This is a genomic window from Actinoplanes awajinensis subsp. mycoplanecinus (assembly GCF_001509495.1).
In the GTDB taxonomy this organism is placed as follows: domain Bacteria; phylum Actinomycetota; class Actinomycetes; order Mycobacteriales; family Micromonosporaceae; genus Actinoplanes; species Actinoplanes palleronii.
This window is the reverse complement of sequence record NZ_LLZH01000059.1, coordinates 1-24,422: the sequence shown is the minus strand read 5'-3', so window position 1 is coordinate 24,422 and position 24,422 is coordinate 1. Positions and strand designations below refer to the sequence as shown.

The window sequence follows — 24,422 nt, the reverse complement described above, 5'->3', positions numbered from 1 at the left end:
ACATGTGTACGATATGCCAGAGTGGACGATCTTCAGGGATCTCGATCTGCGCTCCGGTCTGGTGGGGAGGCTTCGGACGTGACTGATTCCCTTCTCGATGCGCTCGTGGACATCTGCGGCCCCGGCTTCGCGCGCCTCGCGCGGTCGGTGGACCGGGTGGGCGGGCATCGAGCCGGCTATGTGGCGGTGCCCGCCACCGGCCGTGCCGCGGCCGCCGTGCTGCGGCTCGCGGCCGACCGCGGGCTCAGCGTCCGGCCGCGCGGTTCCGGCAGCAAGATCGACTGGGGTACGCCTCCGTCGGTGCTGGACCTGGTCATCGACACCGGCCGACTGAACGGGATGTGGAACCACCACGGCACGACCGCCGTCGTGGCGGCCGGCACCCCGGTCTCCGCCGTGCAGGCCGCGCTCGCCCTGCGCGGCAAACGCCTGGCGGTCGACCCGCCGTCACCCGGCGCCACCGTCGGCGGGATGCTCGCGGTCAACGAGGCCGGCCCGCTCGCGCACCGCTTCGGCAGCCCCGCCGAGCAGGTCGAGAGCGTGACGTACGCGGAGGCCACCGGCGCCGAGACCGAGTCCGACGGCGAGGACGGCCGCCCCGGGATCGCCGAGATCGACGGCGTGCTCACCGCGGCGCTGCTGCGGCTGCACCCGCTGCCCGAGGCCCGCCGCTGGCTGGGCCACCCGGTGACCACCCCGGCTGCGGTGGCCGACCTGGTCGAGCAGGCCGTGATCCAGCGCCTGCAGCCGAGCGCGATCGAGGTCGACCTGCCCGGCGCCGGCCACGGCACGGTGGCCGTGCTGCTGGAGGGTGACACCGAGTCGGTGGCCACCCGGGCCGAGAAGCTGGCCCAGGTCTGGGGCGCCGAGGCGGTCCTGGCGCAGGAGGGCCCGCCCTGGTGGGGGCGGTACCCGTTCGGCCCGGCCGACGTCGCGCTGCGGATCTCGGTGCGCCCGGACGGGTTGCAGGCGGTGGCGTATGCGTTGCGCGACCTCTGCGGCACCCCGGTGACCCTGCGCGGCTCGGCCGCCATGGGCACCGTGCACGCGGTCCTGCCGGCCGGGCTGGCCGCGCGCCGGGTGTCCGAGATCGTCATGGGGCTGGATCAGGTGCTGCTGGCACGGGACGGCAAGGTCGTGGTGGTCTCCGCCCCGCCCGCGCTGGCCACGCAGCTCCGCATGGCCGAGCCGCGTGACCTCTTCTGATCGGCTTCAGTAGATCAGCCGACCTTTCGCCTGGCCGGCGATCAGCCGACCCCTCGCCTGGCCGGTGATCAGCCGGCCCCTCGCCTGGCCGGTGATCAGCCGACCCGGAGCTCCTCGAGGTCGGTGCTGGAGCGCAGCACCAGCATGCCGGCGCCGACCACCAGCAGCATGACCAGCAGCGCCCCGCCGCCGAGCAGCGCGAGCTGCCCGAACGGCACCGGCACCGGCTGCACCACCAGCGGGTCGACGATGATCTTCTTGGCGCAGGTGGTGAAATCCTGCGCCGGGTCGACACACGCCTCATACCCCGAGCCGCCACCGACCTCGACCTCGGTCCGGAGACTGCGGGTCAGCGACGCCCCGGAGACCAGCGCGAGCAGCAGCGCCGGCACCAGCGGCGCGAACGTGTGCCAGAGCAGCATCGACCCGAGCGTGCGGCGCGGCACCCCGCTCGCGGTCATCGCCGCGAACGTCCGGCGCCGGGCCACGATCCCCTCGGCGAACGCGACCAGCACCCCGCCGGCCGCGACCACCAGGGCGATCGCCACCGCCACCAGCACCAGCCGGACCCCGTTGTAGTAGAACGACTGGTCCTCGGCCGCGCCGAAGGTGCCGCCGTCCGCCGGGCTGAGCGCGTTGAACCTGTCGTACGCGGTGAACTCGGCCCACAGATCGGCCCGGTACCCGAGCGCCCCGGCGCCGAACACCACGGCGGCGAGCAGCGCGCCGAGCGTGCGACTGCCGTTCCACGGGTCGGCCATCAGCCGGGCCCCGGTCAGCAGGGACACCGCGCCGCGACCGTACCGCCGCAGCAGCCGGCCGGTGGTGTACGAGATCCAACCGGTGCCGAGCACCACGCCGACCATCACGCACAGCACCCCGGCGCCCATCATCGCCAGCGGCGTCCAGGCCGGCAGCCGGGCGCCCTTCGGGATCAGGTCGAACGTCTCCGGGGCGAGCAGCACCAGGCCCAGCACGATCAGCACACCCGGCCAGGGCCGTGGGCCGCGCTCGCGGAGCCGGCGCACCACCCCGAGCGGGGTGATCAGCACCCGGCGGATCAGCAGCACCCCGATGGCACCGGACAGCACCGGGACGGTCAGCAGGAGCAGCCCGGCGAGCACCGGGTTCGGCAGCACATCGGTGGGCAGCAGCAGCCGGCCGTCCGGGGTCCGCGCGTCCAGTACGACCCGCAGCAGCAGGTAGAGGCCGAGACCGAGGACCGAGCCGAGCAGGCTGGCCGCCGTGGTCTCCGCCCCGGCGATCAGCACGGCCTGCCCCGGTGTCGCCCCGGCCAGCCGCAGCGCGGCGAGCCGGCGGTCGCGGGCCGGCGCGCCGAGCCGGATGCACTGCCCGGCCAGGGCGAGCACCGGCAACGCCAGCATCGCCAGCCCGAAGATCACTCCGGGGCGCAGGCCGGACTCGACCAGCATGGTGCTCGCGTACTGCTCGGAGCCGGGCGCCATCATCAGGCCGCCCTCCGACGACGCCGGGTCCGGCACCCAGTTGCCGCCTCGGATCGCCGCGACGGTCGCGGCGGCGAGCAGGGCCAGAGCGGCCAGGGCGCTGCTCGCGGCGGTCAGCACGGTCCGCAGCCGGTCCGTACGGTTGCCGGCCAGGCTGAGCCGGACCAGGGTGCCCGCCCTCACGAGCCGACCCCGAGGCCGCTGGGGTCCAGGGCGCCGTCGCGCAGCACGATCTCCCGGTCCGCGTACGCCGCGATCGGCGCCTCGTGGGTGACCAGCACGACCGCGCTGCCCTGCTCCCGCACCACCTGCACCATGGCGGCGAGCACCTGCTCGCCGTTGAGCTGGTCCAGCGCGCCGGTCGGCTCGTCCGCGAAGATCACCTTCGGTTCGGTGACCAGTGCCCGGGCCGCCGCGCAGCGCTGCTGCTGGCCGCCGGACATCGCGCCGGGCCGCTTGTCGGCCAGGTCCGCGACACCGAACCGATCGAGCCACCCGACCGCCGCCTCCCGCGCCTCTCGCCGCCCCGAACCGGCGAGAAGCAGCGGGAGGGCGACGTTCTCGGCCGCGGTCAGCTCCGGCACCAGCTGCCCGAACTGGAACAGCACACCGAAGTCGGTGCGCCGCAGCCGCGACCGGGCGGCCTCGGACCACAAGGTCAGGTCCTGGTCCCGATAGGTGATCGAGCCCTGGTCGGCGCGGAGGATGCCGGCCAGGCAGTGCAGCAGCGTCGACTTGCCGCAACCGCTCGGGCCGGTGATCGCAACGATCTCGCCCTCGCCGACGGTGATGTCGACGCCCCGCAGGGCGGGGGTGCTGCCGTAGCTCTTGGTGATCCCGGTGCCGGTCAACAGGGGTGCGTTCACGCTTTCACTTCCTTCTCCAGCTCGGCGACCCGCGCCAGGGTGGTCTCCAGCCAGCGCAGGTCGGCGTCGAGGTGCCCGATGGCGTAGTCGGCCGCGAGGACGTCGCCGACCCCGGCGCCGGGCACGATCTTGGCCTTGGTCAGTTCGCGCATCCGGTCCATGTGCGCGGCCCGCTGCGCGGTCAGGTAGGTGCGGGCCTGGTCGACGCCGGCGGCCAGCAGCGCCACCACGACCTTGCTGAACAGCGCGCTGCTCAGGTGCGGTGCGGGCGCCTCGACCTCGGTCAGCCAGGCCGCGAGGCGCTCCCGGCCGCGGGCGGTCAGTTCGTACGACGTCCGCTCCGGTCCGGACTCCTGGTCCTGGCCGGCCTGCTCGACCAGCCCGTCCCGCTCCAGCCGGCCGAGGGTCGAGTAGACCTGCCCGTACGCCAGCGGCTTGGCCTGTGGCAGGCGGTCGTCGTGGGCCCGCTTCAGGTCATACCCGTGCCGGGGGCCGCCGGCCAGCAGCCCCAGCAGGACGTGTGCGGTGGACATGCCGGGTACTATTCACTGAGTGAATAGCCGCGTCAAGCCGGTTGTCCCGGAAAAGTCGATCTTCTAGGCTCCACCCGCATCTATCTCGGGGGAACGAGCCCATGCCTTCTGCGGCTCAGCGCGGCCTCGCGGCTGCCTGTTGCGCCTTCCTGTCCACCGCCGGCCTGATGGCTGTTCCGGCTCTGCCCGCCGCCGCGGCGACGCCGGCCGAACTGACCGTCATCCCGGCCGACATCACCGACACCTACGCCACCGACCTGATCGGCTTCGCCGGCCAGACCGGCTTCCTGCACCGCTACACGATCGACGACAGCTGGCTGTGGACCCGGTACGCCGACCGCGCCACCCGGGCCGTGCCCGAGCTGGACGGCCACTTCTCCAGCCACTTCGTCCCGGTCGGCGGCGACCGGATCCGGATGCTCGTCGACGTCGCCGGCCACACGCAGGCCGGCGCGCTGAACGTCCTGGACCTCGGCAGCGGCGCCTGGCTGCACCCGGTGCTGCCGACCGACGCCAGCCTGGTCGCCTACCTCAACGGCACCATGCTGGTCCGGGCCAAGTCCGGGCCGATCGCTCTGGAACTGCGCACGTTCGCCGACGACGGGTCGTTCTCCACGGCCCCGGTCACCGGCGTCCCGGCGGAGGCCACCAGCGTTGTCACGGTCGGCGTCACCCCCAGCGGCACCACGACGGTCCTGGGCCTCCGTGGTGTCACCGGCAGCGCCTCCTGGACCCGGTACGCCCTCCTCGACTACGCCACCGGCCGGCTCTCGATGATCCCCACCGTCTCCGGGGTGATGGAGGTGCTGCTCTCGGACACCCACGTCGGTTTCCGGACCAGTGGCACCGTGCAGGTCTTCGACCGCGCGGCCGTCGTCGACGGCACCGCCGGGACACCGGCCGCCATCTCGTACCCGTCCGCGACCGTGGTGTTCCTGGTCGGCGGCGATCTGCTGCTCCGGTCCACCAGCACCAGCCGGGCTCCGGTCCGGCTCCGCTCGGCCGACGGAACCGAGCGGGAGGTGCTGGCGCTGAGCCAGACCAACCCCAACGCGATAGTCAAGGCACCGAACGGCGCCCTCGTGGTGGGCGGCACCGGGCCGGCGGACTGGGCCGTCCAGCTGGTCACGCCGGACGGTACGACCCCGATCTTCGCCGAGGCGGGCCCGGCACGCACCGCGGGTCTGACCATCTCGCAGGGACTGGTGCGGCACATCCAGGCGCAGAACCGGCCCGGCGAGACCGTGTACCGGTACGCCAACCACCGGCTGACCACCGGCACCGACGTCTGGACCCGGGAACGCGGCGGCCCGCTGCCCGACGCCGACTCGTGCGAGACCGGCGCCTCCTGCGTACGCACCGTCGACGGCAACGGGTACGGCACCTTCTACGTCGCCGGAACCAAGCTGAACAGCCGGATCGACGGGTACACCAGCCACGCCAGCATCGCGCTGGGCGGCACCGGCGGCCGCGTGGTCGACGCGTCGGCCGGCTGGGTGGTCGTCAACACCACGGCGCCGAAGCGGCAGCTGATCGTGGAGCCCGGTCAGGACCGGATCGCCACCACCCGGGCGGTCACCGGCGCGGCGCTCTGGTTCGACACGCTCTGGTCCGGCAGCGCCGGTCACCTCCAGGCGAAGAACCTGACCACCGGCGTCACCTCGCCCGCGATCGCCACCGGCGCCGCCTGCACCCCGGACGAGCTGCAGGCCACCGGCCGGTACGTCTACTGGTCGTGCGGCGCCACCGGCCCGGCCGGCGTCTACGACCTGACCCGCAAGCGCGGCATCGGCGTGCCGGCCGCTCAGTACCTGCTCGGCGACGGTTACCTGGTGCGGCACGACGCCGGCGGCGACCTGCTCCGGTACGACCTGACCGCCGGCACGATCGGCGCACCGGAGAAGCTCGGCAGCCGGAGCCGCGACACCCTCGCCGACGACCGGAACATCACCTGGGCGGTCGACAAGTACAGCGGCAACGTCGCCTACACCGACGCCGAGAACGCGATCCACGTGGTCGACCCGGCGGTCACCCGCTCCGCACCGGCCTCCGTCATCCCGGTCGCCGGCACCCGCAGCGACCTGTACGTCGACGACAAGTACGGCTGGAACCAGCCCTACCTGCTGAACCGGCCGGTCACCTCGTGGCGGGCGACCATCACCCGGGTCGGCACCGGCGCCGTGGCCGCCGTCGTGACCGGTGGCGCCGCGGATCGCCAGATCCAGTTCACCTGGAACGGCTACCTCGCGAACAAGAAGGCGGCGAGCAGCGGCCTCTACCGGATCACCCTGAGCACCACCGCGGACGGGGTCCGGAACACCGCCGCCACCACGTCCCTGATGGTCAGCTGCGGTACGCCGGGCCTGCACGACTATAGCTGCGAGGGCATGCCGCAGGTCCTGGCGGTGAGCCGGGCCGGCCGGGGCGCCTGGCAGGTCGCCAGCCGGGGCCGCACCTCGCTGTCGAACCAGGGCTGGACCGAGTCCTGGGACATCGGCGCCCGCAAGAACCAGGTGTCCGCGCTCGTCCCGTTCGGCGACGTGAACCGGGACCGGATGAACGACCTGCTGGTCCGCAAGGGCAACGGCACCCTGTACGCCTACCTCGGCTTCGGCCAGGCCTACTTCGGTCAGAACAAGATCGTCAAGGTCGGCACCGGCTGGAACCGGTACAACACGCTGCTCACCTCGGGCGACCTCACCGGTGACGGCATCGCCGACCTGCTGGCCCGGGACGCCAGGACCGGCACGCTCTACCGCTACAACGGCACCGGTCGTACGACCTTCGCCGGCCGGGCCAAGCTGGCCGGCGGCTACAAGTCGTTCACCCGGATCGTCGGCCCCGGCGACCTCAACGGCGACGGCCGCGCCGACCTGCTGCTGGTCAACGCGAAGGGCCTGGTCTACACGCAGTACGGCACCGGGAAGGGCACCTTCGGCAAGGTTCGGAAGATCGGCGCCGGTTTCGCGGGGTACACCGCGGTGCTCGGCGTCGGCGACCTGAACGAGGACGGCCGCAACGACCTGCTGGTCCGCGACAAGGCGGGTAACCTCTTCCGCCTGCTCGGCACCGGGAAGGGCACCTTCGCCGCCCGGCAGCGGATCGGCACCGGCTACCAGAAGTGGGCGTACCTCTTCTGAGGAACAGGCGAGGCTGCGGCGTGCCCTAGGCGGTACGCCGCAGCGCGACCACCGCGATGTCGTCGGCCTGCTCGCGTGAACCGGCCAGGCTGGTCAGCAGACGGCTGCAGAAGGCGTCCAGGTCCGGCCCGACCTCGGCCGCGCAGGCGGCCAGCGCGCGCAACCCCTCGTCGATGTCGACGTCCCGCCGCTCGATCAGCCCGTCGGTGTAGAGCACCAGCGTGCCGCCGGGCGGCAGCTCCAGCTCCAGCTCGGCGCGCTTGGGCGCGTCCAGGCCGAGCAGGACACCACGCGGCGACAGGAAACTCACCTCGCCGTCGACGTGCAGCAGCGGCGGCAGGTGACCGGCCGAGGCCATCCGGATCCGGCCGGTCGCCGGGTCCAGGGTGAACAGGCAGAGCGTGGCCGAATCGGCGGGCAGCACGGTCCGCATGAACCGGTTCGCCAGCTCCAGCACCGCGCCCGGCGGGTGGCCCTCCACCGCGTAGGCCCGGACCGCGTGCCGCAGCTCGGCCATCACCGTGGCGGCGTGCAGCGAGTGCCCGGCCACGTCACCGATCGCCACCAGCAGCTTGCCGTCCAGCACGGTCAGCTCGTAGAAGTCGCCGCCCACCTCGGTCTGCGCGCCGGCCGGCTCGTACCGCACGGCCAGCTCGATGCCGGGCACGTCGGGCAGCTTCGACTGCAGCAGGCTGCGCTGCAGGGTGACCGCGATCCGGTGCTCCTCGTCGAACGAGCGCTGCGCCTCCACGGCGGCCGCGACCGCCTGGGAGAGCTGCCGCAACACCGGGAAGCCCGGGGTCTGCGAGCTGCCCGAGACCGCGACGTACACCGGCGGGCGGTCGATCCGCAGCCGGGCCGCGGCGACTGCGACCGATTCCCCGTCCGGCCAGGCGACCACGTTCCAGTCCGCTACGTCATCGGTACGAACCAGTGAGCCCACCGCGACGTTGTGCCCGGGAACAGTCCATTTCCGTACGGCAGAGGGCGACCCCGCCGCGGCCAGGCTCTCGCCCTCGGACGTCTCGGCCACCACCACGACCGGCCCGCCGAAGATCGCCGTCGCACCCGCCGCGGCCGCCTCCAGCAGAGCCGGCAGCGTCGACGCCGAGTTGATCGCCAGCGTGGTCTCGGCCAGCCGGACCATCCGCTCGGCGAGCAGCTCGGCCCGCTGCCGCGCCCGGTAGTACCGCAGCACCGCCTGCGCGGTCGCGATCAGCTCATCCGGCTCGATCGGCTCGACCAGGTACGCGTCCGCGCCACGGTTCAGTCCCTGTGCCCGGTCGGCCACGTCGACCGCGTGCGCGGACACGTGGATCACCGGCAGTGCGCCGTACCGTTTATCGCCCTTGATCCGCTCGCAGACCTCGAAACCGCTCATGTCCGGCAGCCTGACGTCCAGGACGACCAGGTCGGCCTCGATGTTGTCCTCGGCCAGCTTGCGCAGCGCCTCGCCGCCGGTCTCCGCCTCGACGATGGTGAAACCGGCCCGGGTGAGCCAGCTGACCAGCAGGTAGCGCTTGGTCGCGCTGTCGTCGACGACGAGAACCGTGGCCGGGGTCATGACGCGGGCTCGCTCGTCTTGTCGGCGGCGCTCTGGTCGGCGGCCGGGAGCTGAAGGGTGAACGTGCTGCCGGTGCCGGGGGTGGAGGCGACCCGCAGCCCGCCGCCCAGGATTCCGGCCAGCCGGCGGGCGTAGGGCAGGCCCAGGCCGGTGCCCCGGCCGCTCACCGACATGCTGCCGGGCACCTGATAGAACTCCTCGAAGATGCGTTCGTGCAGCTCAGAGGGGATACCGGTGCCGGTGTCGGCGACCACGAACTCGACGTCGGCGCCGATCGGGCGCACGCTCAGCCGCACCGAGCCGGACTCGGTGAACTTGAGCGCGTTGGTCAGCAGGTTGCGCAGCACCTGGGCGAGCAGCACCTCGTCCGAGCGCAGGGTGGGCACCGTCGGCTCGTCCACCACGAACTCCACCTCGGGCCGGGTGGCGAGCGGGCGCAGCGTGCCGCGGAGCTGCCCGAACATCGCCTTGAGGTCGACCTCGGACCAGGTCGGCTCGAGCCGCCCGGCCTCCGCCTTGGCCAGGTCGAGCAGTCCGTTGACCAGGCTCAGCAGATCGCTGGCCGAGCTACGGATCAGGTCCACCTGCCGCTGCTGGTCGACGGTGAGCTCGTCCGACGAGGAGTCGGTCATCAACCGGCCCAGCCCGATGATCGCGGTGACCGGGGCGCGCAGCTCGTGACTCACGTTGGCCAGGAACCGGCTCTTCGCCTCACTGGCCGCCCGCAGCTGCACCGACTTCTCGTCCAGCTCGGCGTAGAGGGCGACAACACCCCGGTTCGTCTCCTCCAGCTCGTCGGAGAGCTGGTGGTAGAGCGCCATCACGCCGCGGTTGGTCTCCTCCAGCTCGGCGTTCAGCCGGGCCAGGTCGTCGCGCTGTGCGCGCACCTCGTCCAGGGCGGCGATCAGCTGCTGGTTCTGCACCGCCAGCTCGTCGAGCGGGGTGCCGGGAACGTGCTGCGCCAGTGCGGCCCGTATCTCGTCCATCTTGGTCGAGGTCAGGACCGGCGCCCCGGAAGGGAGGCGCCGTGCCATCCGTACCGTTGTGCCGATGCCACCATCGTCGACCTCCATCGTGTCGACCAGGCGGCCGACCAGCTGCAGCTGTTCGGCAAGGCGGGATGACCCGCCCGCCGCCGAATGTGCCATTGTCACCTGGAGCGCTGGTACCCCGTACGACTCAACCCTGAACGTCACGTCGGTGTCCGCCCCGGCGACGAGCAGCACCCGGCAGACCTCGCTCAGCGCGGTCGCCACCCTGGTCTGGTCCTGTGACTCGAGCCCGACCGCGCGAGCCACCTCCCGGCCGAGCTGCCGGACCGCGAAGATGTCCTGCTCGACTCGCAGGCTCATCCGTGCCAGGGGCTCGGACCTGTTCATGTCAGCCGGGCCACGAGAACGCCCGCGTCGTCCCGCCGGGTCCCGGCGTCGCGCAGCACGGTGGCCGCGATCAACTCGGGCGACCGGGTCAGCAGGCCCGGGTACTCGGCCGGCTTCCAGCGGTCCACCACACCGTCGCTGTGCATCAGCACGATCGCGCCGTCGGGCAGCGGGTAGTCGAACTGCCGGATCTGCCGGCGCTGGTGCCCGGCGATCCCGGGCATCGAGACCATGCCGCGGCGGGAGCCGTCCGGACTGAAGACCGTGCCGGTGATGTTGCCCAGGCCCGCGTAGCGGACCACGCGGGCCACCGGGTCGAGTTCGGCGACGGCGAGCGCGGCGCCGCGGGTGTGCCCGATCGAACGATGCAAGGCCTCGACCACCGCGGACGGTGACCCGGCCGGGGTCTGCCGGAAGACCCGCACCGCCTCGTGCGAAGCGGCCGCGGCCAGCCCGCCGTGCCCGAGCCCGTCGCTGACCAGCAGCTGATGGCGGCCGTCGACCTCGCGGCTGGCGAAGGCGTCGCCGCACACCGTCTCACCGGACATCGGCCGGGTCAGCCCGGCCGCCCAGCCCTGCGGCGGCGCGGCCAGCGGCCACACCTGCACGGTCAGAACCGTCCCCTTGCCGGGCAGCGAGTACAGGTCCCAGCGGCTGGCCTGACGCAATATCGCGCCGAGCCCGATGCCCAGGGTGCCGGCCGTGGAGTGCCCGTCGCCGATCGCGTGCTGCACGTCGGCCATCCCGGGCCCGCTGTCGATCGCGATCAGCTCGACACCGGCCTGCTCCGGGGTTCGGATCGTGCGGACCAGCATCACACCCTGCTGGGCGTGCTTGACCAGGTTGCCGGCCGCTTCCGCGGCGACGATCGACAACTCCGCGATACGGCGCTCCGGCATGGCCAGATCCGCGGCGAGGCGTTCGGCGGTACGGCGTACCGCCGAAGCCGTCCCGGCGGCTTCCACCCGGAACCAGACCCCCTCGTCGAGAAGGCCTTCGGGCACGACAGCCACCGTTTCTCCGCTCATCGACACCATTTGGTCACAGTGATGGTCGTACCTTCGCCGGGCGCGGTCTCGATGACGAACTCGTCGACCAGCCGGCGGGCGCCGCTCAGACCCAGGCCCAGGCCACCGCCGGTGGTGTACCCGTCGGTCAGGGCCAGGTCCAGGTCGACAATGCCCGGACCCTGGTCGGCGAAAACAATCCGGATACCGGCCCGGATCTCGTTGCGGACCCGGCTCACCTCGACGTAACCACCACCGCCGTAAACCAGGGTGTTCCGGGCCAGCTCACTGGCCGCGGTGACCAGCTTGGTCTGGTCGACGAGGGAGAGCTTGGCCTCCACCGAGACGGTGCGCACCAGCTGGCGCACACGGACCACGTCCTGGTCCGAGGCGACCGGAACCTGCCGGCTCTCCTCGCTCACGGCGCGAGTACCGCTGCCGGATCGGCCTCATCCTCGTCGTCGTCGAATTCCACGTCCAGGTGGGCCCGGCTGAGTGCCAGCATCTCGATGCCGAGTTCCACGTTGAGCGCAGTACGGATGCCGGGCAGCGACAGCCCCAGCTCGACCAGGGTGATCGCCACCGCCGGGCGCATGCCGACCACCACGGTCTCGGCGTCCAGCACCCGGGAGACCGAGGCGATGGTGGCGAGCGTGCGGCCGACGAACGAGTCGACGATGTCCAGCGCGCTGATGTCGATGATCACACCGTGGCAGCCGGTGGCCACGATGCGATCGGCGAGGTCCTCCTGGAGCTGGAGGGCCACCTGGTCCTCCATGTCGATCTGGATCGAGACCAGGAGGATGTCGCCGATCTTCAGGACCGGGACGCGTTCCACGTCAGCGCTCCGTCCGCTTGGCCGCGACCACCTTGTAGCTCTTCTGGCCGAGAACGTAGCGCAGCGCGTCGGCCAGCGAGGCCTTCGTCGCGATGTCGCCGAACTCGATGCCGAGCGCCACGATCGTCTGGGCGATCTGCGGCCGGATCCCGGAGATGATGCAGTCGGCGCCCATCAGGCGGGCGGCCACCACGGTCTTCAGGATGTGCTGGGCCACCTGGGTGTCCACCGCCGGCACGCCGGTGATGTCGATGATCGCGTACGGCGAGCCGGTGTCGACCAGGGTCTGCAGCAGCCGCTCCATCACCACCTGGGCGCGAGCCGAGTCGAGCGTGCCGACCAGCGGAACGGCCACCACGCCGTCCCAGAGCTTGACCACCGGGGTGGAGAGCTCGAGCAGCTGCTCGGTCTGGTCGGCGATCAGGGACTCGCGGACCCGGACATAGCTGTCGAAGGTGAACAGCGCGGCCCGGTCGATGAACGCGGAGAAGGAGACGAAGGCACGCAGGGTGTTGATGTCGTCGGTCTCACCGAGCACGTCGAGGACGGCGTCCTTCAGCGCGAAGACGCTGATCGCCGTCTCGTTGGCCGAGAACCCCTGCCGGGCACGATGGCTCGACAGCTCGCTCAGCTGAGCCCGCAGCTCGGCGGCCTCCTCGTCTTTCAGATCTCGGGCACCAGAAGCAAGCGCCTGCTGGAACCCCTTCTGCAGGTCTCGGGTCTGCCGCTCCAGCTCCGGCCGACTCATCCGCCCCTGCAAACCGGCGCCGACCAGCTCCGCCCATCGGGCGACCAGCCCGTCGGCGTGCTCTTTGAGCAGGTCCGAAAAGCGACCCGACTCATCCGGACTCAGCGCCACCGCTGCCTCCCCCAACCACACGATCTGTCCGCAACGGGCGGACTTTACCATCAGCATGTCCGTTAATTGCTGTAGACCAACAAACGGACGAGGTCAAGCCCTTCGTCCTACAGCGCGCGTCCCCTCGGTACTTGGAGTACCGTTCAGCAATAACTGGAGGTATCCCCGAATGTCCTTGACGGTACAGACCGAACAGCGTGGCGACATGGTCGTCGTGTCGGTAGCCGGCGAACTTGATATGGCCACCGCCCCCCAACTGCAGGACCAGATCAGCGACCTGTTGGAGAAGGGCCGGAGCCGGCTCGTCTTCGACCTGGCCGAGGTGTCGTTCTGTGACTCCACGGGGCTGTCCGTTTTTGTCCGGGCGAAGAACAGCACCGACGACGCCGGCGGCACGGTCCGGCTGGCTGCCCCGCAGCGGGGCGTGCTGCGCATCCTCGAGGTGAGCGGCCTGGTCGAGGTGCTGCACACGTACCCGACGGTCGACGAAGCGGTCAGCGCCGAAGAACCCGCGCTCGACTGACGCCTGACGTTCGCTGGATGGACCGGTCGGCGTAGTTTGTCGCCGACCGGCATCGGGCACCCGTTGCCGAATTGGACCTTCGGTTTCAGGGAGTGCTCGTGGGCAAGATGTTCCAAGGCTTCAAAGACTTCATCATGCGCGGCAACGTCATCGACCTGGCCGTCGGTGTGGTCATCGGTGCCGCGTTCACCACCGTCGTGACGACTCTGACCAGCGGCTTCCTGAAGCCGCTGATCCAGCTGATCACCGGTGGCAGCGGCGTCTCGGCCGGCACTTTCAAGGTCCGTGGTGTGCCCTTCGACTACGCCAGCTTCATCAACGCGGTCATCACCTTCCTGTTGACCGCCGCAGTGCTCTACTTCCTGGTCGTCTACCCGCTGAACAAGCTGGCTGAGCGCCGCAAGCGCGGCCAGGAGCCGGAGTCGAAGGCGCCGAGCGACGAGGTCCGCCTGCTCACCGAGATCCGCGACGCCCTGATGGCACAGGCCGGCACCCCGGCGCAGGGCCAGGTGTACGGCAGCGCGGTGGACGAGGTCCTCCAGCGCCGCCAGGAGCCCCCGCGCTGACATACCGCGAAAAAGATCAGCCCTCCCGGCGCTGTTCGAACACATGTTCGATACAGTGCCGGGATGGAGCAGCGTAAGCACTGGTGGAACGGCAAATGGGGCCGCCTGGCCCGCAAGGATGTCTACCTGCGCACCAGCGGTGATCAGTGGTATGTCGAGCAGCGCGCCGGCGGCACCGACGGCTCCTCGCACTTCTTCGAGTACGACAGCGAGGACGCCGCGATCGACATGGTCCGCGCCCTGCTGAACGGGCCGGACGACTGGCGTGAGCTGTCCGTCCGCCCGCCCACCCGCTGAGCGGTCAGGCCGCCCGGTGCTTCTCCCCGCCGGGCTCGTGCCGAGCGGTCAGGCCGCCCGGTGCTTCTCCTCGCCGGGCTCGTGCTGAGCGGTGAGCGGACCGGTCGGCGGGACCAGCCGCAGCCCCGGCAGCCACGGGGCCGGCGCCTCCTCCGGCACTGCCGCCCCGTCGAAACGCCACCCGGCGCCGACCCGTGACCCGGGCGGCCGCACCGGCCCGCCGACGCCCCGGGACAACGCCACCACCAGCAGATATCCGACGATCACGAAGCCGTGGCCGACGAGCCTGGTGACGTCCACCCGCCCGCCGGTGAGATCGTTGAACGACAGCAGCAGCAGCATCCCGACGAACGCGGTCAGCATCGGCAGCAGCCCGACCGGCCGGGTCCGCCGCAGCGCGAGGAAGAGGTAACCCGCGCCGACCGCGGCATTCCACGCGGCCGACTCGTTCCACAGGTGCCCGGGCGCGGTGGACGGCCCCAGGTGCACGTGCCCGGCCGCGGACGCGCCACCGATCTGCGCCAGCCCCAGGATGATCTGCACCGCGCCGACCAGGGCGAGCGCGACGTACAGGATCGCCGCCACCGGCAGGCGCCGCCACCAGGGTGCCGGTGCCTGCGCCGGCAACGCGGCCAGGATGGCCGCACTGAGATCCGGCACGTCCGGCACCATTCCGGTACGTGTCAGCCGGTTCACCGCCGCGGCCTGGTCCAGCCACTCCCGGCACCCCGCGCAGCCGGCCAGGTGTTCGTCGACCAGCGGCCGCAGGACCGGATCGTCCTCACCGTCCAACTGCGCCGACAGCATCTCGCGCCACCGTTCACACGCCATGACTCCATAGTCGCGCGGAACCGGCCGATGGTTCCCACCCGATCTCGGCGGATCAGCCCCCGGGAGCGGGTCAGTGGTATTCCGGCCCCGGGCCGACCTCGATCTCCTCGCTGTGGCCGAGCAGCCGGCGCCGTTCCCGGAACGCTCGCAGGTTCGCGGTGTTGCCGCAGGTGCTGACGTCGTGCCAGACCCCGCTGTTGTTCCGCGAGGTGTCGAAGAACGCGGCCCGGCAGATCGCGTTGTGGCAGAGCTTGAGCCGCGGCCAGGCCCCGGCCTGCTGGGCCAGCAGCGCCTCGGCCCACAGCGCGGAGGCCAGCCACCGGATGCCCCGGCCGGTCGGCACCACCCGTACCCAGCCGGCCGCGTCCGGTGCCAGGCTGACCGGCACGTCGGCGGGTGGCAGCGAGCCGGGTGGCTCCTGGTTCGACCCGGCCAGCACGACCTGCTCGAACGCGGACCGCAGCCGGCGCAGCGAGCGCAGGTCACTCGCCGCGAGCAGCAGCGTCGGGGCAGGCAGACCGGACGCCCGGGACCAAGTGGTCAGCGCGTCGGTCACCCACCACTGGGCGTCTTCGACGACGCCGAGCAGGTCCGGGCCGTACGACATCGCAGCACGGGTGTTCAGCAATTCCTGGACGAGGGCGAAGCCTCCGGGCGCCTCTCGCACACCGTGCCGGGCGCTCGCCTTCCACGACATAGTCAAAGACTACTTGACTCTTTTTCACACCTTGCGCCCACGGGGCACCCGGTCACCCACCCGAGCGGTGGACGATCGAATGTCGGTGGGTGAACGGTTGTAAATAGGTATCTAGAATGATGCGGCTCGACTCGGCTGAACCGGCTTGGGAGGCCCCGTGCGAAGAGTTCTGGCGATCACGGTCGCCGTGGTGGCGGCGCTGACGGTGGCCGCCGGCTGCGACTCTGGCACCCCGGACGCGCCCACCGCCGTACCGAAATCGCCAACGGCCGCGCCCAGCGTCTCGGCCGGACCGTCCGCGCCCACCTCGACCGGCGTCCCACCAGCGACCTCGACGTCCCCGCCGACCCCGGCCCCGATCCGGAAGCTGAAGGTCGGTGCCAAGGGCGCCGACGTGCTCGCCCTGCAGAACCGGCTGACCGAGCTGGGCTATTGGAACGGCACGGCGGACGGCAAGTTCGGCGGCGCCACCCAGCAGGCGGTGTACGCGCTGCAGAAGGCCGCCGGCACCGGCCGGGACGGCGTGGTCGGCCCGAAGACCCGCAAGATCCTGGACAAGGGCGTGCGGCCGAAGGCGAAGTCGACGAGCGGGCGCGCCGTCGAGATCGACCTGAAGCGGCAGCTGCTGATGCTCGTCGACAACGGCGAGATCACTCAGATCTTCAACACGTCGACCGGCTCGAACGAGTACTACGAGCAGGAGGGCGAGACCTTCCTGGCCGACACCCCGAGCGGAAAATTCCGGGTCAGCCGGCAGATCGACGGCTGGCGGCACGCCCCGCTGGGCCTGTTGTGGCGCCCGAAGTACTTCAACGGCGGGATCGCGGTGCACGGCGCGACCAGCGTCCCGCCCTACGCGGCCTCACATGGCTGCGCCCGAGTGTCGATCTCCGCGATGAACTGGCTGTGGAAGAACGACGCGCTGCCGCTGAAGACCAAGGTCTGGGTCTACTGACGGGATCGTTGCGCCGACCGCAGCGGCTGCCGCGGCCCGGGGACCAGAACCTTCTCCTCGGGCGGCAGCGCCGCACCGTACAGCTCGGCGCAGAGCACCACGCCCATCCACGGCACCCACGGCCCGCTCAGCACCAGCGGCTCCGACCGGCCCCACATCCACAACCGGATCGCCCAGTCGGCCGGCTCGGCCTCCACCCGGCCCAGCGACTGCAATGACCACTCCCGGTCACCCAGAATGATCCGCTGGTCGGTGACCACCACCACCCGGCGACCGTCGCCGGCCACGTCGGCCGGGAACCATCCGTACTGGTTCTCCCCCGACCGCAGCCGCACGGTCGGCGACACGGCGGCGGGCCGCCCACCCCGCTCGACCAGCGCAGCCAGCAGCATCATCGACCGGAACCCGGCCGACAGCTGATCGTCATCCCACACCGTCAAAACACACTCCTATTCAGGGCATACCGGACGGAATTTGTCCCGTCCCGACACACCAGCACTGACCTTGGCACGATCACAGCGCGCTGACCAGCGAATACCCACCCAGGAGAGTGGTTCTTCCGGCGCGGCGGCCTCATTCGGAACAACCCGGTTACCCCAACCGGGTGCCCGGCGAACTCAGATCCGTTCCAACGCCAGATGCCAGGGATAGACCCCGAGGCGCTCTCCGGCGGCGCCCGGCTCGTGCGGCTCGAACTCCCCCGGCCCGAAAATGACCCGAACCCCCTCGGCCCGCAACTGCTCGACACTGCGGGCGAACGGCACCCGCGCCGCGAGCGCACTGTTCACGAACGGCAGGACGACCACCGGAATGCCGAGCCCGGGCGCTTCGGCGAGGAGCCCGAGCGCGTACGTGTCAGCAGTGCCCTGCGCGAACTTGTTGATGGTGTTGAAGGTGGCCGGCGCGACGATGATGGCGTCCGCCCGGCGGCTCCGCGGCTCGCTGGGGTCACGGTACCGGCTGCGCACCACCCGCCCGGTCCGTTCCTCCAGCGCGGCCACGTCGATGAACGCCAGCGCCGACGGGGTGGCAACGATCTGCACCTGCCAGCCGGCCGCCTGGGCGAGGTCGACGAGCGTACCGACCTCACCGGCGGGCCCGGCCGCACAGACGATGATGTAGAGAACTCTGCTCTCAACGGTCATCCCGCGAGACAACACCATGCCCGCGACCCCCGACCTGGCCGGGGGCCCGGGCCGGCGTTTCAGATGGTGGCCGGCGTTTCAGATGGTGGCCGGCGTTTCAGATGGTGGCCGGCGTTTCAGATGGTGGCCAGGTGGAGGTTGCGCCAGTCGATGAACTTGAAGTTGGTGCTGGTGCGGCCGTCGGCCGGGGTGTTCTCGCCGTCGTGGAGGACCAGGAGGCCCTTGGGGTAGCCGGGGAGGGCCACCGAGGTCGCGGCGGCGCCGTCGGAGTGCTGGACGCCGTCGACGGCCGGTCCGTCGGTGACGGTGAAGAGGGTGACCGGGCGGTTGGTACGACGGTCGTAGACGTAGAAGCGACTGTCCCCCTGGCTGGAAACGATCAGGTAGCCGTCACGCTTGCCGGTCTCGTAGAGGGAGGCGCCCTCGACGTCGGCGGTGATCCGGCCACCGAAGCCCGGGTCGTTCGCGGTGTCCAGGACGCACTCCTCGGAGGTGGCGTCCCAGGTTCCGGGGGTGCCGTACTCCTTCACCTTCTCGACGATGCGCGGGATGCTGCTGAACGTGCCGGCGCGCAGGTTGATCCGCCAGAGGGCGACGTCCTCCTGCGCGGCGTAGAGCACGCCCGCCTCGGCGTCGATGACCATGCCCTCGACCTGCGGGCCCTCGCCCGGATCCGCGCACGGCGACCAGGTGTCGCCGTTCGGCAGGCGGAACGAGCTCGGCAGATCCAGGGTGTCCGAGGTGCGGTAGGTGACCTTGCCGTGCTTCTCCTCGAGGCGGAAGATCCCCAGCCGGGTGCTGTGCCGGCGGCTGACCACGGCGTACCGGTCATAGGTGGCCAGGCCGTAACCGGTGGCCTGCTCCTCGACCTCCGCCTGGTCCTTCGAGAAGAGCAGCGGGGCGTCGGCCGACGTGATGTCGGTCAGGCCGGCCGGGCTGATCCGGTAGATGCGGAGCTTGTCCAGGCCACGGTCGGTGACGACGGCCAGGTCCACCTGCTGCTTGCCGAGCTTGAAACCGGAGATGATGTCGACGTTGTTGAAACGTCCACCGTCCGGCGTCGCGATCGACTGCACCTCGCGGCCCTTGAGGTCGTACACGCGCAGACCGCCGTTCTTGGCGGTGCCGATCACCAGGCTGCGCGCCTTGTTCGCCTGGTCGACCCAGATCGCGGGATCGTCGGCGTCGGCGTCACCACCGGCCTCGTCGTCGTACAGGGCCGGGGTCTCGACCTTCGCGGTGATCTCGCGGGCCGGCCGTTCCGAGGCGAAAGCCGGTGCACCGGCGGCCAGGGTGGTCAGTGCCACGAGCGCGGCGATTCCGGAAGTACGTTGCATGATCAGCAGGATTCCCGATCGAGCTGTCCAGCGGGTGACCTGAGACTGAACACGCCATCTAGCCGTTATCCAGCCGTTACAAGAATGCCCGAACTAGAGCCGGAAACCCCGCATCGCACCTAATGACAGCAACACAGTGAGCTTTGAGAAAACGGGGAACACAGCGATGCGACGCACAATTGCGGTTCTGGCGGCGACGGTAGCCGGTCTGTCTCTGATCACCGGGTGCTCGAGCAAGCCCGAACACGTGAACGGGGCCGCGGAGCCGGTCGGCGGGATCACCCCTGGCACTTCCGCGACTGCCGGTACTCCCTCCAGCTCCCCGTCCGCTTCGCCGAGTCCGTCGGCGGCGGTCACGTCGGCCTCACCGCAGACCAGCAAGACCGGCAAGCCGGCGACCACGCTGCACCTCGGCCCGTACGGTGTCGGTGATCTGAAGCTCGGGATGTCGCAGGCCGCCGCGGTGAAGACCGGCCTCCTCGTCAAGGACCCGGAGCCCGACACCACCGGGTGCTCCACCGTCTACTACGTCAAGACCGACGAGACGCACTCGCCGGTGATCTTCGAGGGCTCCAAGGGCCTGATGTCGATCACCGCCTACCCCGGTCTGACCACCCCGGCCGGCATCAAGCTCGGGAGCACGTTCAAGGCGGTGCGCAAGGCCTACCCGGACTGGGAGAACCCGGTGGACGGCGGGGACACCGGCAAGGGCTTCGCGCAGGTACCGGGATCGGACAACGCGGTCTACCAGATCGAGATCGAGGCCGGCAAGGTCGACTACCTCTCGCTGGAGTTCCGTCGCGACAGCTGCTCCGACTGATCAGCTGCCGGGACGAGTGACCCGCAAGGTGCGCAGGACGTCGTCGGTGCGGTCGACCGGATCGTTCTGCCGAATCTGCAGATAGGCGCCGCGGTCACCGATCAAAAGAATTTCACTGTACGAGGTGCCAGTGCCGGCGCAGGCGGTCCAGCGGCGCACCTGACCGCTGAGGCCGTTGACCGAGACCGGCCGGTCCGGCTGCTGGACACAGTCGTCGTGCGAGGGCAGCGTGGCGCTGCCCGGCTCCCGGATCGACGGACTGACCCCGGCGAGCACCGCCGGGGAGGTGCCGGCCGGGCTGGCCAGATCCGCGCCCACCTGCAGGCCGGGCGACAAGCCGGCGGGCAGGCCGATCGAGGCCGGATTCCAGCCCTGGTCCCGGAGCTGGCGGGCCCACGACGCCGGCACCGCGACGGAGAGCGCGTGGGCGTCGTCGCGGACCCGGACCCAACCCGGCGGAGATCCGTACGGCACGGTCGCCCCACCGGCCGCGGCCAGGGCGGCCAGGGCTATCACCGCGCCGGTGATCCGGGCCGTCCAGCGAAGCAGCCGGCGCTCCACGGACAGGTCCAGGGCGGCGGCGAACGCCTGCGCCGACGGCCAGCGCCGGGCCCGGTCCGGGTCCAGCGCGCGGAGCACCGCATTGTCGATCCGCTTCGGGATGCCGGGGCGCAACTTCGACGGGGCGGTCAGCCGGGCGCGATCGGCGTACGGCGTCTGCCCGGTCAGCATCTGATAGGTCATCGCACCGAGCGCGTGCACGTCGGCGCGCACGTCCAGGCCACCACCGAGCAGGCGCTGCTCCGGCGCCATGTACCCGGGCGTGCCGGTCACCACGGTGAACCCGGACGCCTGGGCGATCTCCTTGGCCAGCCCGAGGTCGGCGACCAGGATCCGTTCCCGGCCACGGACCGTGTCGAACAGGACGTTGGACGGCTTGAGATCACGGTGCAGCACCCCGGAGTCGTGCAGCACGGTCACCCCCTCGGCGATCGCGGTGGCCGTCCGCAGCACCACGTCCAGCGGCATCCGCCCGGCGGCCAGTCGCTCGTCCAGGGTGCCACCCGAGGCGTACGTCATCACCTGGTACGGCCGCCCGTCCGGCAGCTCGCCGAAGTCGTGCACCCGGACCAGGTGCTCGGAGTCGACCCGGCGCAGCACCTGCGCCTCCTGCTCGAACCGGGCGCGGACATCCGGGTGGTGCGCCCAGTTGTCGGCCAGCACCTTGATCGCCACTTCGGACTCCAGCACGTCGTCCTCGGCGAGCCACACCGTGGCAAAGGCTCCCGAGCCGAGACGCCTGGTGACGCGGTAGCGGCCGATCTTGGTGAGTATTGGCACGTTCGTATTATGAGCGTCACGACAACGGGGGCGATCAATGAGGCACGTGCAAGATCAAGAGGAACTCGCCCGGCGAGCGTCGACCGGCGACCGGGCCGCTCTCGAAGCGCTGCTCGCCGAGATCCAGCCGTCGATCCTGCGGCGCTGTGCCCGGTTCCTGCCCTGCTACCAGGACGCCGAAGAGGCCTGCCAGGACGTGTTGCTGCAGGTCGCCCGCAACATCGGCGGCTTCGAGGGCCGGTCCAAGTTCAGCACCTGGCTGCACGTGATCATCGCGAACAGCTCGCGGCAGACGTACCGGTCGCTGAAGCGCCGCGCGGTCGAGGAGGCACACGAACAGCCCCCGATCGACGTCGCCGACGCCCGGACCACGAGTGTGATCGCCGGTTCCCGGCTCGACCTGCTGGACGCACTGGAGCGCCTGGAGAACCGCAACGCCGACCTGGTCGGGCCGGTTGTGCTGCGCGACATCTGCCAGCTCGACTACCGGGAGATCGCCGAACAACTGGGCATTCCGGAGGGCACCGTGAAATCCCGGATCCACCAGGGCCGCGCTCACGTCCGGGAGTATCTGACCGCTGGTTAATCGGAGGCGCCCCCGGGTCGGCGGGTACATGATTGCGGAACGGAACGGGGTCGGTACCCTTGCAAGGCGCGGGCTGCTAGCTCAATGGCAGAGCTGAGGACTTTTAATCCTTAGGTTCAGGGTTCGAGTCCCTGGCGGCCCACTGTTACACCAGGTCAGCCCCGGTCCCCGGCGCTGACCTGGTCTGTCTCCACCCGCAGCCGTCTCCGCTGGCGGCCGTCTCCGCCGGCGGCTGGTTCCGTCTCGGCCGGGTCCGCTGGCGGCTGGCTCCGCCTCGGCCGGGTCCGCTGGCGGCTGGCTCCGCCTCGGCCAGTTCTCTCTCGGCCGTTCCGTCGACGGCCGGTTCCGTCTCGGCAGCTTCGAGGAGGCACGGTGACTGATCCGGTGATCGCTGAGCGACTGCTGCTCGCCACCCGGGTGGACTGCTGCTTCCAGCTCGACGAGCCCACCTTCATCGCTGCCGGAGAGTCCTATTGGCTCGACGACGAACAAGGCGAGCTCTGTGTGGCCCGCGGCAACGGCCAGACGACCTGGCACTCAGGCAGCAGACGCCACGGCTCCAGCCCCGGCGACCCAGCGCCTCGCCGAACTCCCTGACGCCGCACCACCGCCCAAGTCGCCACAGAAGAAACGCAGCGCCCGACTCGGTGAAGCCCGAGCCGGGCGCATCAATTCAGCTACGCCACAAACCGAGAGCGCCGACGGCGCCCCACCAGATAACCTGCCCCGCCGAGGAGCACCAGCGCACCGCCGATGCCGGCCACGGTCCCGGTGGCGTCACCGGTCACCGGCAGCCCGCCACCGTCGCCACCAGAAGTACCCGAGCTGGCAGAAGAGCCGGGGATCGCAGCAGCGCTGGTCGCGCTGGGCGTGACACTAGGCGCCGACGTAGGCCCAGACGACACCGACGGAGACGGCGTGGGCGAAGAGGGCGACGGCTGAGCCGCACAGTCAAGCGCCCGCGCGGCATACAGCCCGTCGTTCAGGTATGCCAGGTAGACGTCGATGCCACTACCGTCGAGCACCTTCTGCGCCGCCGCGTTCACGTTGGCACCCGCACCCGTCAAAGTCCGACCCACCGAGATCCGCAGGTCCACCGTCCAGGCGCGCTGCAGGTTGGCCTTGAGGAACGCCCGCAACTCATCCGCGCTCCCATCCAGCCCCTTCTGCAGTGCAGTAGAAACGGTCGGCAACCCCTCAGTCTTCGCCTCGCTCAACAGCTGGTCAGCCAACACCCGCACCTGCACATCGGTAGCGGTATCCAGATCAATGGCGACAAGCTCGCGAAAGTCCTTGAACACCTTGCGCTCAACCGTCTGACAGACCTCGTTGAGCACAGGCGACTCGGCCTGAGCCACTGCCGGCGCCGCCGGAATCAAAAAAGCCAGCGGCACCAAAACCCCAGCCGAAACCTTCCACCGCATGTACGACTACCTCCCCGTTGCGAACTCAAACCGTCGAGATAGTGCCCGATGGCCAACCGAGAAGCAAGAAAGTATCGATGAACATCTCACGGCCGTCTACAGCCGCGGCCGGGAATCGGGCTGCTTGGTTGGGCTTTTTCGTGGTCTGTGGCGTTGGCCGGTTTGGGCGGGGAGGGCCATTCGAAAACCGTCAGGCTTGATATTTTCGAATGGCCCTCCCCGCCCAAACCTTGCCTACCTGGCGGCTTCGGCCGCGACCCCGATCCGATAGCCGCTTGAGCCAGAGCTCCGCCCTCAGCCAACAGAAAACTTTTGCCACGAGGCCGCTCCATCCCGAGGCCCAGCCTTATCCCTCGGAAGCCTCAGCCACGCCAAACGTGCGGTGACAGGGGCCTCGGCCGCGAGGAACGAAAAGCTCAGCCACGCCAGGTCCGCGGCAACTCCATCCCCAGCCGGCCGAAACGGAAGCCCCGGGCAACGCCAGGTGGCTGGCGACAAAGGCCTCGGCCGCGAGGAACGGAAGTCCTTAGTTCGCAACGCCCCAGTCTCCCGGAATGCAAAGACCATCGACCCTGACGGTCCAGACCCCCTGCCCCGCCCCAATTACCCGGCTGGCTTGCAGGGGTGTCTCGCAGTGCTCGAGATACCCCTGCAAGCCAGCCGATACCGCAACCCGCGCCCGCAGCCTCGCGCCAAAGCGGATCTCGCGTAACCGAGGTCGGTGCCGCAGCGTGCGGCCGCAGCCGTCTACCGCAACCCGCGGCCGCAGTCCTGTGCCGGAGCGGGGGTTGCGCTTGGTCGTGGTCGGCGCCGAAACCCAGGAGGACGCCCCTGCCGCAACTCCCGGCAGAGACCCCAGCCCACAACGGGTATGGGGTCCCCGGCCCGCAGGCGGTCTGGAGCTGTGGCCGCAGCCCCAGCCCCTGACGGCTTGCGGTCTGGGTGTCGCGGCCGCAAACGCGAGGTGGCAAGGTTTGGGCGGGGAGGGCCATTCGGAAATATCAAGCCTGACGGTTTTCGAATGGCCCTCCCCGCCCGAACC

At 70.6% G+C, this 24,422-nt stretch carries 25 protein-coding genes and 1 tRNA gene; 10 read left to right on the top strand and 16 right to left on the bottom strand.

Going from position 1 to position 24,422, the window contains the following annotated elements; translation table 11 throughout:
- The first annotated feature begins 78 nt into the window (after positions 1–78).
- A complete protein-coding gene (locus ADL15_RS10365; protein ID WP_083971104.1) occupies positions 79–1,206 on the top strand; it encodes an FAD-binding oxidoreductase in 1,128 nt (375 codons plus the stop codon).
- Between the two features lie 95 nt (positions 1,207–1,301).
- Here ADL15_RS10365 and ADL15_RS10360 read toward each other — a convergent pair whose 3' ends face one another.
- From ADL15_RS10360 to ADL15_RS10350, 3 genes are read right to left on the bottom strand one after another with little or no spacing between them, the layout of a single operon-like run.
- Entirely contained in the window at positions 1,302–2,855 is a 1,554-nt protein-coding gene (locus ADL15_RS10360) for an FtsX-like permease family protein (protein WP_067687684.1), read from the bottom strand.
- Positions 2,852–3,538, bottom strand: a complete 687-nt coding sequence (locus ADL15_RS10355) for an ABC transporter ATP-binding protein (protein ID WP_083971102.1) — start codon at positions 3,536–3,538, stop codon at positions 2,852–2,854. The genes ADL15_RS10360 and ADL15_RS10355 overlap by 4 nt, the downstream gene beginning before the upstream one ends.
- Positions 3,535–4,071: a PadR family transcriptional regulator gene (locus ADL15_RS10350; protein WP_067687682.1), complete on the bottom strand. Its 537-nt coding sequence runs from the start codon at positions 4,069–4,071 to the stop codon at positions 3,535–3,537. The genes ADL15_RS10355 and ADL15_RS10350 overlap by 4 nt, the downstream gene beginning before the upstream one ends.
- A 167-nt stretch (positions 4,072–4,238) precedes the next feature.
- Between ADL15_RS10350 and ADL15_RS10345 the strand changes: the two genes are divergently transcribed.
- Positions 4,239–7,211, top strand: coding sequence for an FG-GAP repeat domain-containing protein (locus tag ADL15_RS10345; RefSeq protein WP_067687680.1), 2,973 nt, complete (start codon positions 4,239–4,241; stop codon positions 7,209–7,211).
- Between the two features lie 25 nt (positions 7,212–7,236).
- On the opposite strand, the gene ADL15_RS10340 is transcribed toward ADL15_RS10345, so the two are convergent.
- The 6 genes from ADL15_RS10340 to ADL15_RS10315 are packed head-to-tail and all read right to left on the bottom strand — an operon-like array spanning position 7,237 to position 12,858.
- Positions 7,237–8,775: a fused response regulator/phosphatase gene (locus ADL15_RS10340; RefSeq protein ID WP_067687678.1), complete on the bottom strand. Its 1,539-nt coding sequence runs from the start codon at positions 8,773–8,775 to the stop codon at positions 7,237–7,239.
- Entirely contained in the window at positions 8,772–10,154 is a 1,383-nt protein-coding gene (locus tag ADL15_RS10335; protein ID WP_067687676.1) for a sensor histidine kinase, read from the bottom strand. The genes ADL15_RS10340 and ADL15_RS10335 overlap by 4 nt, the downstream gene beginning before the upstream one ends.
- Entirely contained in the window at positions 10,151–11,182 is a 1,032-nt protein-coding gene (locus tag ADL15_RS10330; protein WP_067687887.1) for a SpoIIE family protein phosphatase, read from the bottom strand. The genes ADL15_RS10335 and ADL15_RS10330 overlap by 4 nt, the downstream gene beginning before the upstream one ends.
- On the bottom strand, positions 11,179–11,583 hold the full coding sequence (locus ADL15_RS10325) for an ATP-binding protein (protein ID WP_067687674.1): 405 nt from the start codon (positions 11,581–11,583) through the stop codon (positions 11,179–11,181). Before ADL15_RS10325 ends, ADL15_RS10330 begins: the two co-directional genes overlap by 4 nt.
- The gene (locus tag ADL15_RS10320; RefSeq protein WP_067687672.1) at positions 11,580–11,999 is read right to left on the bottom strand and encodes an STAS domain-containing protein; all 420 of its coding nucleotides are present in this window, start codon (positions 11,997–11,999) and stop codon (positions 11,580–11,582) included. Before ADL15_RS10320 ends, ADL15_RS10325 begins: the two co-directional genes overlap by 4 nt.
- Position 12,000: 1 nt before the next feature.
- Entirely contained in the window at positions 12,001–12,858 is an 858-nt protein-coding gene (locus ADL15_RS10315) for an STAS domain-containing protein (protein WP_067687670.1), read from the bottom strand.
- A gap of 169 nt (positions 12,859–13,027) precedes the next feature.
- Between ADL15_RS10315 and ADL15_RS10310 the strand changes: the two genes are divergently transcribed.
- The 3 genes from ADL15_RS10310 to ADL15_RS10300 all read left to right on the top strand — a co-directional run bounded on the left by ADL15_RS10310 (position 13,028) and on the right by ADL15_RS10300 (position 14,244).
- Positions 13,028–13,381, top strand: coding sequence for an STAS domain-containing protein (locus ADL15_RS10310; protein WP_067687668.1), 354 nt, complete (start codon positions 13,028–13,030; stop codon positions 13,379–13,381).
- A 107-nt stretch (positions 13,382–13,488) separates the two neighbouring features.
- Positions 13,489–13,947 carry a large conductance mechanosensitive channel protein MscL gene (mscL, locus tag ADL15_RS10305; protein ID WP_067687885.1) on the top strand — a complete coding sequence of 153 codons (459 nt, stop codon included), beginning with the start codon at positions 13,489–13,491 and terminating at the stop codon, positions 13,945–13,947.
- A gap of 63 nt (positions 13,948–14,010) precedes the next feature.
- Entirely contained in the window at positions 14,011–14,244 is a 234-nt protein-coding gene (locus tag ADL15_RS10300; protein ID WP_067687666.1) for a hypothetical protein, read from the top strand.
- Positions 14,245–14,292: 48 nt separating this feature from the next.
- Here the strand turns inward: ADL15_RS10300 and ADL15_RS10295 are convergent, their stop codons facing one another.
- Together ADL15_RS10295 and ADL15_RS10290 are read right to left on the bottom strand one after the other, a co-directional pair.
- Positions 14,293–15,075 carry a zf-HC2 domain-containing protein gene (locus ADL15_RS10295; protein ID WP_067687665.1) on the bottom strand — a complete coding sequence of 261 codons (783 nt, stop codon included), beginning with the start codon at positions 15,073–15,075 and terminating at the stop codon, positions 14,293–14,295.
- A 70-nt stretch (positions 15,076–15,145) separates the two neighbouring features.
- Positions 15,146–15,772 (bottom strand): CGNR zinc finger domain-containing protein, encoded by a 627-nt coding sequence (locus ADL15_RS10290; RefSeq protein ID WP_067687663.1) that lies wholly within the window; start codon positions 15,770–15,772, stop codon positions 15,146–15,148.
- Positions 15,773–15,929: 157 nt separating this feature from the next.
- On the opposite strand from ADL15_RS10290, the gene ADL15_RS10285 reads away from it, so the two are divergent.
- On the top strand, positions 15,930–16,727 hold the full coding sequence (locus ADL15_RS10285) for a L,D-transpeptidase family protein (protein WP_083971101.1): 798 nt from the start codon (positions 15,930–15,932) through the stop codon (positions 16,725–16,727).
- Here ADL15_RS10285 and ADL15_RS10280 read toward each other — a convergent pair.
- The 3 genes from ADL15_RS10280 to ADL15_RS10270 form a co-directional block, all read right to left on the bottom strand.
- Positions 16,721–17,167 (bottom strand): hypothetical protein, encoded by a 447-nt coding sequence (locus ADL15_RS10280; protein ID WP_067687661.1) that lies wholly within the window; start codon positions 17,165–17,167, stop codon positions 16,721–16,723. The genes ADL15_RS10285 and ADL15_RS10280 overlap by 7 nt on opposite strands.
- A 177-nt stretch (positions 17,168–17,344) precedes the next feature.
- The gene (locus tag ADL15_RS10275) at positions 17,345–17,872 is read right to left on the bottom strand and encodes a flavoprotein (RefSeq protein ID WP_067687659.1); all 528 of its coding nucleotides are present in this window, start codon (positions 17,870–17,872) and stop codon (positions 17,345–17,347) included.
- Between the two features lie 116 nt (positions 17,873–17,988).
- Positions 17,989–19,209, bottom strand: a complete 1,221-nt coding sequence (locus ADL15_RS10270) for a phytase (RefSeq protein WP_067687658.1) — start codon at positions 19,207–19,209, stop codon at positions 17,989–17,991.
- Positions 19,210–19,456: 247 nt separating this feature from the next.
- On the opposite strand from ADL15_RS10270, the gene ADL15_RS10265 reads away from it, so the two are divergent.
- Positions 19,457–20,029 carry a hypothetical protein gene (locus ADL15_RS10265; protein WP_067687657.1) on the top strand — a complete coding sequence of 191 codons (573 nt, stop codon included), beginning with the start codon at positions 19,457–19,459 and terminating at the stop codon, positions 20,027–20,029.
- Here ADL15_RS10265 and ADL15_RS10260 read toward each other — a convergent pair whose 3' ends face one another.
- Entirely contained in the window at positions 20,030–21,370 is a 1,341-nt protein-coding gene (locus tag ADL15_RS10260; RefSeq protein ID WP_198170697.1) for a serine/threonine-protein kinase, read from the bottom strand.
- A 46-nt stretch (positions 21,371–21,416) separates the two neighbouring features.
- Here ADL15_RS10260 and ADL15_RS10255 point away from each other — a divergent pair, with 46 nt between their 5' ends.
- The 3 genes from ADL15_RS10255 to ADL15_RS52825 all read left to right on the top strand — a co-directional run bounded on the left by ADL15_RS10255 (position 21,417) and on the right by ADL15_RS52825 (position 22,553).
- Positions 21,417–21,956, top strand: coding sequence for an RNA polymerase sigma factor (locus tag ADL15_RS10255; RefSeq protein ID WP_394326926.1), 540 nt, complete (start codon positions 21,417–21,419; stop codon positions 21,954–21,956).
- Positions 21,957–22,026: 70 nt separating this feature from the next.
- Positions 22,027–22,098, top strand: a tRNA-Lys gene (locus ADL15_RS10250).
- A gap of 230 nt (positions 22,099–22,328) precedes the next feature.
- The gene (locus ADL15_RS52825) at positions 22,329–22,553 is read left to right on the top strand and encodes a hypothetical protein (RefSeq protein WP_157441283.1); all 225 of its coding nucleotides are present in this window, start codon (positions 22,329–22,331) and stop codon (positions 22,551–22,553) included.
- An 80-nt stretch (positions 22,554–22,633) separates the two neighbouring features.
- On the opposite strand, the gene ADL15_RS10245 is transcribed toward ADL15_RS52825, so the two are convergent.
- Entirely contained in the window at positions 22,634–23,380 is a 747-nt protein-coding gene (locus tag ADL15_RS10245) for an LPXTG cell wall anchor domain-containing protein (RefSeq protein ID WP_067687653.1), read from the bottom strand.
- Between the last annotated feature and the right edge of the window lie 1,042 nt (positions 23,381–24,422).